Below are 1,181 nucleotides of genomic sequence, written 5' to 3'. Positions count from 1 at the left end.
TTGATTTCTGCGTCCAAGTCTTTTTGGGCATGCAGATAGATTTGCTCTTGCCCAGCTTGGTCTTCAAAGCTGAGTTCGTTATAGCCTTGGCCTTGGTGGGTTTCACTGCGCAATATGGTTTTGGTTTTATGCTCGGGTAGGGCATAAGGCGGTGTGTTGGTGGCGTGGTAGGTGCGACCGGTAATAATCGGTTGGTCAGGGTCGCCGTTTAAGAATGACACAATCACTTCATGGCCGATGCGTGGAATGGCCATCATGCCGTATTGACTGCCCGCCCAACCTTGTGACACGCGTACCCAACATGAGCTTTGTTCATCAGCATTAGAATATCTATCCCACGGGAAGTGCAGTTTTACTCGGCCATGTTCATCACAGAAAATTTCTTCGCCTTCTGGGCCAACGACAAGGGCAATCATCGGGCCGTCGACTAAAGGCTTTGGCGTGGGGGTGGCGCGCCAAGGAACGTTACTTGGCACTAAATGAAATTGGTTGGCGTAAGTGGTCGCGCCGCTGCCGCCGTCTTCTTCTAATGCTTGTGGTTGGCTGCCTTGATGATGAATCTGGGTAATCAGCCAAGCTTGGTTATTGGCATCATCGAGATGCTCGCTGAGTGAGAAGCTATGACCGGCTTGCAGCTGTGGGTGATTACTTTTGCCTTGCGCGGTGTGCGCGTCACGGCGCAGATATTCTAATCGGGTTTGGTTAAAGGCTTTGCCACTGGCGTCATCTTTAAACCGGCCCGGGTAATCAAAGTGCTCGTATTGGTCTTGGCGTTGGTAATCCATCCCAGTACCGACACTAGAGCCGGTGGCTTGATGGCTGAACGCATAATGGGGCTTTTTAAAGCTGTAGTCATTGAGCTGAGAGTGGCTAGTTTGCGCTTGCTTAGTGACACTAAACTGCGACACATAGTTTTGCTCACTCATGCCGCCTGATAAGGCGTTATAAGGTAAATCACCGATGTAATGCACACTATCATTGCTGTCGGTGAATAGTAAGGTGTGCTTTCCCGGTTGATGGACAAAGCTGTAACGTAGGCCTTCTTCTGCGGCTAAGCGTTCTAAAAACGCTAGGTCCGTTTCTCGGTACTGAACACAAAACTCACGGGGTAAGCAATCACGTTGCACTGCAAAGGCGTAATCTTCAATGCCCATCTCTTGCAAAAGAATCGAGATAATCTC

The 1,181-nt window shown here is 49.9% G+C and carries 1 protein-coding gene; it reads right to left on the bottom strand.

What is annotated here, in order from left to right; genetic code table 11:
* Nucleotides 1-1,181, bottom strand: a 1,181-nt coding sequence (tssI, locus tag OH461_RS20030; RefSeq protein WP_270022300.1) for a type VI secretion system tip protein TssI/VgrG, incomplete at both ends; no start/stop codon positions are given.

Origin of the sequence: Vibrio sp. LaRot3 (genome assembly GCF_027587025.1) — a bacterium.
GTDB lineage: Bacteria > Pseudomonadota > Gammaproteobacteria > Enterobacterales > Vibrionaceae > Vibrio.
Note: the sequence above shows the minus strand (reverse complement) of the source record. Positions and strands in the feature narration are given on the sequence as shown.